At 62.8% G+C, this 312-nt stretch carries 1 protein-coding gene; it reads left to right on the top strand.

Going from position 1 to position 312, the window contains the following annotated elements:
* A partial coding sequence (locus tag A3764_RS01255) for an ATPase, T2SS/T4P/T4SS family (protein ID WP_161487477.1) occupies positions 1-312 on the top strand: 312 nt, incomplete at both ends.

Below are 312 nucleotides of genomic sequence, written 5' to 3'. Positions count from 1 at the left end.
ATCGATGATGCGCTTGCCTTCTGCGTCGAGAATAAACTCAACATGATCGTCTCGGGTGGCACCTCCACCGGCAAGACCGTCGCCGCGCGCAAGATCCTCTCTCACGTACCGGCCGAGGAACGCATCGTCACCATCGAAGAAGCCGCCGAGCTTCTGCCGACCCAACCAAATGCCGTGACCCTCATCGCCAATCGCGACGCGGAATTCCAATCCGCCGATGTGCTCCTCACCGCGACGCTGCGCATGCGCCCCGACCGGATCATCCTCGGCGAGGTGCGCGGCAAGGAGGCCATGACCTTCCTCGAGGCGATC

The organism is Sulfitobacter sp. HI0129 (assembly GCF_001635395.1).
In the GTDB taxonomy this organism is placed as follows: domain Bacteria; phylum Pseudomonadota; class Alphaproteobacteria; order Rhodobacterales; family Rhodobacteraceae; genus Sulfitobacter.
The sequence above is the reverse complement of the archived record's forward strand: the minus strand, read 5'-3'. Positions and strand labels throughout refer to the sequence as shown.